Annotated in this window: 8 protein-coding genes; 5 read left to right on the forward strand and 3 right to left on the reverse strand. The window is 66.3% G+C overall.

The window, feature by feature from the left end; translation table 11 throughout:
* Positions 1-23 precede the first annotated feature (23 nt).
* Positions 24-1,820 (forward strand): DUF885 domain-containing protein, encoded by a 1,797-nt coding sequence (locus GH737_RS02705; protein ID WP_155263321.1) that lies wholly within the window; start codon positions 24-26, stop codon positions 1,818-1,820.
* Here the strand turns inward: GH737_RS02705 and GH737_RS02710 are convergent.
* Positions 1,756-2,244, reverse strand: coding sequence for an NfeD family protein (locus GH737_RS02710; RefSeq protein ID WP_155263322.1), 489 nt, complete (start codon positions 2,242-2,244; stop codon positions 1,756-1,758). The genes GH737_RS02705 and GH737_RS02710 overlap by 65 nt on opposite strands.
* On the reverse strand, positions 2,241-3,212 hold the full coding sequence (locus GH737_RS02715; RefSeq protein ID WP_155263323.1) for an SPFH domain-containing protein: 972 nt from the start codon (positions 3,210-3,212) through the stop codon (positions 2,241-2,243). The genes GH737_RS02710 and GH737_RS02715 overlap by 4 nt, the downstream gene beginning before the upstream one ends.
* A gap of 44 nt (positions 3,213-3,256) precedes the next feature.
* Between GH737_RS02715 and GH737_RS02720 the strand changes: the two genes are divergently transcribed.
* Genes GH737_RS02720 through GH737_RS02735 form a run of 4 tightly spaced genes read left to right on the forward strand, consistent with a single transcriptional unit; the run spans position 3,257 to position 7,310 of the window.
* A complete protein-coding gene (locus tag GH737_RS02720) occupies positions 3,257-4,087 on the forward strand; it encodes an HpcH/HpaI aldolase/citrate lyase family protein (RefSeq protein WP_155263324.1) in 831 nt (276 codons plus the stop codon).
* A gap of 40 nt (positions 4,088-4,127) precedes the next feature.
* A complete protein-coding gene (guaB, locus tag GH737_RS02725) occupies positions 4,128-5,600 on the forward strand; it encodes an IMP dehydrogenase (RefSeq protein WP_155263325.1) in 1,473 nt (490 codons plus the stop codon).
* Positions 5,601-5,603: 3 nt separating this feature from the next.
* Positions 5,604-6,785: an RsmB/NOP family class I SAM-dependent RNA methyltransferase gene (locus GH737_RS02730; protein ID WP_155263326.1), complete on the forward strand. Its 1,182-nt coding sequence runs from the start codon at positions 5,604-5,606 to the stop codon at positions 6,783-6,785.
* Between the two features lie 27 nt (positions 6,786-6,812).
* A complete protein-coding gene (locus tag GH737_RS02735) occupies positions 6,813-7,310 on the forward strand; it encodes a tetratricopeptide repeat protein (protein ID WP_155263327.1) in 498 nt (165 codons plus the stop codon).
* Here the strand turns inward: GH737_RS02735 and rsmA are convergent.
* A partial coding sequence (gene rsmA, locus GH737_RS02740) for a 16S rRNA (adenine(1518)-N(6)/adenine(1519)-N(6))-dimethyltransferase RsmA (protein WP_155263328.1) occupies positions 7,307-7,911 on the reverse strand: 605 nt, incomplete at its 5' end. The genes GH737_RS02735 and rsmA overlap by 4 nt on opposite strands.

Raw genomic sequence — 7,911 nt, forward strand, 5'->3', positions numbered from 1 at the left:
GCTCGGGTGGGGAGGAGTGGAGCATGAAGATTTTGCTGCGTCTGGGCACGGTCGCACTGGGGATGAGTGTGCTTTGCCTGCCGGCGATTGCTGCTCCCCCGGCGAAACATTTGGCCCAAAGCACTGCGGATGCGCGGCTCAAGGCGCTCTACGACGGCTATGCCGCGTGGGACGCGAAGGAATTCGGCTATTTCGAGAACGCGCGCGGCGAGACCGAGAGCGCCGCTTACCTTCCGCACGTCGACGAGGCGTCGCAGCTTCGCCGCGCTGCGCACCTCAAGCAGCTTCTTGCAAAGTTGAACGCCATCCCGGTCGCGCAGCTTTCGCCTGCGGAACAGGTCAATGCCGCTGTGTTCCGGACCCTGCTCGAGAACCAAATTTCCGAATATCAATTCCGCACCTGGGAGATGCCGTTCAACAGCGACAGCTCCTTCTGGACCTACCTCGACGCCTCGCAGCCGTTTGACGATGCCGCCGGATACCGGCGCTATATCGCACGGCTGCGCGAAATTCCGCGCTATTTCGACGAGCAGATCGTCAACATGCGCGCTGGCCTGGCGCGCGGCTTCAGCGTTCCGCGCGCCACGCTCAACGGGCGCGACAAATCGATCGCCACCTTCATCGTCGAAGACCCAGAGAAAAGCAGCTTCTACAAGCCGTTCGAGCACTTTCCCTCGAACGTGCCCGCGGCCGAGAAGGAGGCGCTCCGGTCGCAAGCCAAGATAGCCATCGCGCAGTCCGTGATGCCCGCCTACCGCAAGCTGCTCGGCTTCATCCGCGACGACTATGTCCCGCACAGCCGAACGACGATTGCGGCGCATGATTTGCCCGACGGCGACGCCTTCTACCGCGCGCAGGTCCGCGAATACACGACGACCGACATGACTCCCGAGCAGATCCACCAACTCGGGCTCAGCGAGGTCGCGCGGATCGATGCCGAGATGCACAAGGTCATGCTCGAGAGCGGCTTCAAGGGCGCCATGCCCGAGTTCCTCAAGTTCCTGAAAAGCGATCCGCAATTCTATGCAAAGACCCCCGACGGGCTGCTCGGCGTCTCGGCCTATGTCGCCAAGCGGGTGGACGGCGTGATCGGGCAGCATTTCGGGCTGCTCCCGCGCCACCGCTTCGGGATCATCCCGGTGCCGGACGCGCTTGCGCCCTTCTACACCTCGGGCCGGGGCGGCTTCGAGAATTGCATGATGAACACGTACGACCTGCCGGTGCGACCGCTCTACAACATCCCGGCGCTCACCCTTCACGAATGTATCCCGGGCCACAGCTTCCAGGCGGCCGTCTCAGCCGAGCAGAAGGCGCTGCCGAGCTTCCGCCGCAACCTTTATTTCTCGGGCATGGGCGAGGGCTGGGGCCTCTACAGCGAATGGCTCGGCAATGAGATGGGAATCTACCGGACGCCTTACGAGAAGTTCGGTCAGCTCAGCTATGAGATGTGGCGCGCGGCGCGGCTCGTCATCGACACCGGCATCCATCAGCAGGGCTGGTCGCGTGAGCAGGCGATCGATTATCTCGCGAGCCACACCGCGCTGACCCAGCACGAGGTCGAAACCGAGGTCGACCGCTACATCAGCTGGCCCGGGCAGGCGCTCGCTTACAAGCTCGGCGAGCTGACGATCCTGCGCCTCCGGAAGGAAGCCGAGGCGACACTCGGTCCGAAGTTCGACGAACGCCGGTTCCACGATGCGATCCTCGCGCTCGGCTCCGTTCCGCTAAACGTTTTCGAAGATCAGATGCGGGCCTTCATTCGGAAGGAGGCGACGGGCTCGGAGCAGCCGGCGGGAGGACATGCTCCGCCTCGACCTTGAGGCAATTGCCTTCGATGTCGACGATGCGCACGCGGTCGCCGGCGGCGGCGGGACCGCCCCGCGCCGACCATTCGCTGTCGCCGACACGGACGCGCCCGCCATTCGAATCGACCGGCTGAGTGACCACGACGACGCGGCCGAGAAGGCGCTTGGCGCGATCGTTGAGGAACGGGTCAGGCGAATAATCGTAGCGCATCGAATAAGCGCGCCGACCGCCGATCCGCGCCGCCAGATAGGCGAGCAGCGCAAACAGTGCGAGCTGCAGAGCGACGCCGATCGGCAGCAGCAACGCCGCAAGACCGGTGGCAATCGCTGCAGCCCCGATGAACACGAGGAAAAAGCCCGGCGCGATCAGCTCGGCGATCAGCAGGATCACGCCGCCGATCAGCCACAGCCATTCGAAGTCGATAGGCAGGTCGCTCATTCGCCCGCCCTGGGGACGCTCGTGGTGGGCCCGGCCCTGGGCTGTTGAGGCGCGCTGCCGACGCGACCGACGGCCTCTTTGGCAAGCTCGCCGATGCCGCCAAGCGTCCCGATCAGCTGCGTGGCTTCGACCGGGAACAGGATTGTCTTGGCGTTGGGCGAACGGGCGAACTCGGCGATTGCCTCGACATATTTCTGCGCGATGAAATAATTGATCGCCTGGGCGCTCCCTTGCTCGATCGCGTCGCTGACCGCCTTGGTTGCGGTTGCTTCCGCCTGCGCCGCGCGCTCGCGCGCTTCGGCTTCGCGGAACGCCGCTTCGCGCCCGCCCTCCGCCTGGAGGATGGCCGATTGCTTCTCGCCTTCGGCTTTCAGGATGGCGGACTGCCGCATGCCTTCGGCCTCGAGAATGACGGCGCGCTTCTCGCGTTCGGCCTTCATCTGCCGGGTCATCGCGTTGACGATGTCCTGCGGCGGACGAATGTCGCGCAGCTCGACCCGGGTAATCTTGACGCCCCAGGATTCGGTCGCCTGATCGACGACGCCGAGCAGCTTGGTATTGATCTCGTCACGCTTTGAAAGCGTCTCGTCGAGGTCCATCGAGCCCATCACGGTCCTGAGGTTGGTGGTCGAGAGGGCGGTGATGGCCGGATAGAGATCAAAGACCTCGTAGGCGGCCTTGGCCGCATCGAGGACCTGGAAGAAGACGACCCCGTCGACGGCCACCATGGCATTGTCCCGGGTGATGATCTCCTGGCCCGGGATTTCGAGGACCTGCTCCATCATGTTGATGCGCCGGCCGACGCGGTAGAAGAAGGGCGTCACATAGTTGAAGCCTGGCTCGGCCACCCGCACGAAGCGGCCGAAATGCTCGATCGTGTAGCGGTAGCCCTGACGGACGATCTTCACGCCCATCGCAATGTACAGAAGAACGAGGACCGCCACCGCGGCCATGAACATCGTCAGCATTTTTCTTCCCCGGTCTGCCCAATCGGGCGCATGATGCGACGGTCATGGTGCAAGCGGAAGCAAAAAGCGACAAGGCTCTCGACCTGTTCGCGGTAAGGTCGATCCTGTTCCTGCCCGCGTCCAATCCGCGCGCGATCGCCAAGGCGCGGGAGGTCGGCGCTGAGCTGGTGGTGCTGGACCTCGAAGACGCGGTGAAGCCGGAGGACAAGCATTCGGCGCGGGGAGCTGCGGTCGAAGCCGTCACGAACGCGTGGCCGGTGCCCGTCGCCATTCGCGTGAATGGTGTGGGGACGGAGTGGCACTCCCTCGATCTTGACGCGGTCGCACGCTCCAATGCGGATCTCGCGGTGGTGCCGCGCGCCGTTTCCGCGCACCTGGTGCACGGCATTGCCGAAGCAGTGGGCAAACCGGTGCTGGCGATGATCGAGACGGCGGCCGGCGTGCTGGCTGCGGCGGAGATCGCGCCGGAAACAGCCGGGCTGATCGCTGGCACCAATGACCTGCGTGCGGACCTCCGCTTGCCTCTCGACGCGACGCGCGAGCCGATATGCGCCTCTTTGCAGATGATCGTGCTCGCGGCGCGCGCGGCTGGGGTCGCGGTTTTCGACGGTGTTTTCAACAATCTCGAGGACAGCGATGGCTTCCTTGCGGAGGCGGAGGAGGGGTGCCGGCTCGGCTTCGACGGCAAGAGCGTGATTCACCCGGACCAGATCGCACCTTGCCATCGGGCCTTCGTGCCGGGCGAGGCCGATCTCGAGCGCGCGAGGGCGCTCGTCCAGGCCTTTCGCGGCGGCGCCGAGCGGTTCGGCAACGAAATGATCGAGCGCATGCACGTCGAAGCTGCACAGCGGGTGATCGAGAGGGCCAAGTCCTAGCGAGGCTTGGCGAATCGCGCTTCGCCTGTCATGGGCCGATATGGCCCAACTCAACGACACCGCCGCTATTCCGCTCGGACTGACGTTCGACGACGTGCTGCTGCAGCCGCTCGAATCCTCCGTCCTTCCGAGCCAGACGTACACCAAGACCTTCCTCACCCGCGAAATTCCGCTGAATATCCCGATCCTCTCGTCGGCGATGGATACGGTGACCGAGGTCGACATGGCGATCGCGCTCGCCCAGCTCGGCGGGATCGGCGTTCTGCACCGCAATCTCAGCGTCGAAGAGCAGGCCTGGGCAGTCCGCCAGGTCAAGCGCTTCGAGAGTGGCATGGTGGTCAACCCAATCACCATGACGCCCGAGCAGACGCTGGCCGAGGCGCTCGAGCTGATGAAGGCGCACCGGATCAGCGGTATCCCGATCGTCGAGAAATCGGGCAAGCTGTGCGGCATCCTCACCAACCGCGACGTGCGCTTTGCCGAGAACCCGCGCCAGGCGGTCAGCGAGCTGATGACCAGGGACAATCTCGCCACCGTGCCGATCGGAACGACCGAAGCCGAGGCGAGGCGCATCCTTCACCAGCGCCGGATCGAGAAGCTGATAGTCGTCGACGAGGACAATCATTGCGTGGGCCTCATCACCGTCAAGGACATCGAGAAATCGGTCGCCGCCCCGCTCGCGACCAAGGACGGCGAAGGGCGCCTGCGCGTTGCCGCCGCAACGACCGTCGGCGACAAGGGGTTCGAGCGGTCGCAGGCGCTGATTGACGCCGGTTGCGACTGCATCGTGATCGACACAGCGCATGGCCACAACACCGACGTCGCCAAGGCGGTCGGCCGCGTGAAGGGCCTATCCAACTCGGTCCAGGTGGTCGCCGGCAATGTCGCGACCGCTGATGCGGCAAAAGCGCTCACCGACGCCGGAGCGGATGCGATCAAGGTCGGGATCGGCCCGGGCTCGATCTGCACGACGCGCATCGTCGCCGGGGTCGGCGTCCCGCAGCTGACCGCGGTAATGGACGCCGCGCGCGCTGCCAACGGCGTGCCGGTGATCGCCGACGGTGGCATCCGCACCAGCGGCGACATCGCCAAGGCGCTCGCCGCCGGCGCATCGGCGGTGATGGTCGGGTCGCTGCTTGCCGGAACCGAGGAAGCACCGGGCGAGATCTTTCTGTATCAAGGCCGTAGCTACAAGTCTTACCGGGGGATGGGATCGGTCGGCGCGATGGCGCGCGGATCGGCCGACCGCTATTTCCAGCAAGACATCAAGGATCACCTGAAGCTCGTGCCCGAGGGCATCGAAGGGCAGGTGCCGTACAAGGGCCCCGTGCGCGACATCATCCACCAGCTGGTCGGCGGGGTGAAGGCGGCGATGGGCTACACCGGCTCGCGCACGGTCGCCGAGCTGCGGGAGCGGGCGCGGTTCGTCCGCATCACGAACGCAGGCTTGTCGGAAAGCCACGTCCACGACGTCGCGATCACACGCGAGGCACCCAATTATCCGACGCGGTGAGCGATGACTCCCGCCGCGCGGCTGCAGGCGGCGATCGAGGTGCTCGACGAAGTGATCGCGTCGGCTCGGGACGATGGGCCGCCTGCGGATTCAATCGTCACCCGCTATTTCAGGCACCGGCGCTACGCCGGATCGAAGGATCGGCGCGCGGTCCGCGAGCTGGTGTTCCGCGCGATCCGGCGCTTCGCCGAGCGGCCGGAAAGCGGGCGTGGCGCGGTGCGTGGGCTGGCAGAGGAGGAGCCGGCGCTGCTGAAGCTGTTCGGCGAGCCGCGCGGGCCCGAGGCGCCGATGGACCAGGAGAAGGGGGCAGTCCCTCAGGCAGGGACTGTCCCCGGCTGGCTGGTACCCGAGCTTTCGCCGCTGGTCACGCCCGACGAATGGCCCGCGCTGCTCGAACGCGCCCCGCTCGACCTTCGCGTCAACGTTGCAAAGGCGTCGCGCGATGACCTGCTCACGCAATTCGACGGTGCGGAACGGACCCCGATCAGCCCGTGGGGAATTCGCCTGCCGAAGGACAGCCGCGTCGACGACATTCCCGCGTTCGAAAGCGGCCTAATCGAGGTGCAGGACGAGGGCAGCCAGCTCATCGCACTGGCCTGTGACCTGGGGGACGCCGAGCAAATCATCGACCTGTGCGCGGGCGCGGGTGGGAAGGCGCTCGCGCTCGCGGCGGCAGAGCCCCGCGCGGCGATCCTGGCGACCGACAGCAATCGGATGCGTCTTTCGAAACTGGCCCCGCGTGCGCAACGCGCGGGCGCTCGGGTCGAGACCCTCCTCTTGAGCCCGCCGCGCGAGATTGAGGAGCTGCGGGATTGGCGTGGCGCGGCCGACCTCGTCCTCGTCGATGCACCCTGTTCGGGGAGCGGGACGTGGCGGCGCAATCCCGAGGGGCGGTGGCGCCTGACGCCGGAAAGGCTCGATCGGCTGACCGGCGCGCAGGAGCGGCTGCTCGACATCGCTGCCGAGCTGGTGCGGCCGGGCGGCGCGCTGGTTTATGCCGTCTGCTCGCTCCTGTCCCGCGAAGGGGCAGGGCAGATCGAGCGCTTCCGGACACGTCATTCATCGTGGATTAGTGAGGAAGCGGCCATTGCCGGTGGGCGTTCGGACGGTGCCGGACTGTTGTTGACCCCGGCCCACGACCGTACCGACGGCTTTTTCGTCGCGCGGCTGCGCCGGCCGTGCTAGGCGAAACGCCGGAGTAGGGAGAATTTAATGCAGTCCTTTCCTCGTCTTCTGCTGGCCGGCCTCGCCGCGTTCGCGCTTGCTGCGCCCGTCGCCGGGCAGCGCTCCGACGACCAGATCCAGCCGAAGTCGGTGTCGCTGATGCACCAGGGGCAGTCGGCTCTGGCCGCCGGCAAGCTGGAGGAAGCCGAAAACCTGCTCGAAACGGCGCTCGTCGCCGATCCGCGCAATCGCTGGGCCTATGTCGACCTCGCCCGTGTCGCCGAGAAGCAGCGGCTGTTCGGCAAGGCGATCCGCATGACCAGCAAGGCACTGCTGATGGAGCCCAACGATCGCGATGCAATCGCCGTGCAGGGCGAGGCGATGGTCGAGATGGGGGCTCTCGCCCGCGCGCAGGAGAACCTCCAGAAGCTCCAGACAATCTGCGGCACCCAAGGCTGCCCGCAGGTGGGGCAGCTTTCCGCCGCAATATCGCGCGGGCCCACGGTCGCGTCGGCCAAGGCGCCGGAGTCGCCGAAGTCCAATTAGCTCAGGGCTCTGCTCAGCTTTATCCACTCGTCCAGGCTTAGCGTTTCAGCGCGGCGCTGCGCGTCGATCCCGAGCGCAGCGACCGCGTCGAGGGCGCCGGGGACTTGTTTCAGACTCGAGCGGAGCATTTTGCGCCGTTGCCCGAACGCAGCTTGGGTCAGCTGCTCCAATACCTTGGGACTCACCCCTTCCGGCTGCTCGGCAGGCACGACGTGGACCACCGCAGACGTGACCCTGGGCGGCGGGACGAAGGCCGAGCGGTTGATCGTCATCGCGATCCGCGGGCGCGAGCGCCACTGGGTCGCGACCGACAGCCGGCCGTAAGCGTCGCTTCCGGGCTGTGCGACGATGCGTTCGGCGACTTCTTTCTGGAACATCAGCGTCATGGATCGCCACCACGGCGGCCAGTCGCCCGACAGCCATTTCAACAGCAGTGCGGTGCCGACATTATAGGGGAGGTTCGCGACGACGTGCGCGCCTGCGCCGGCGACCGCGCGCTCGTCCACGCTAAGCGCGTCGCCTTCGATGAGCGTGAGCCGCTCCTCGAACGCCGCCCGCAGCTCGTCGAGCGCCGGGATGCAGCGCCGGTCCCGCTCGACGG

Origin of the sequence: Sphingomonas segetis, assembly GCF_009720245.1 — a bacterium.
GTDB lineage: Bacteria > Pseudomonadota > Alphaproteobacteria > Sphingomonadales > Sphingomonadaceae > Sphingomicrobium > Sphingomicrobium segetis.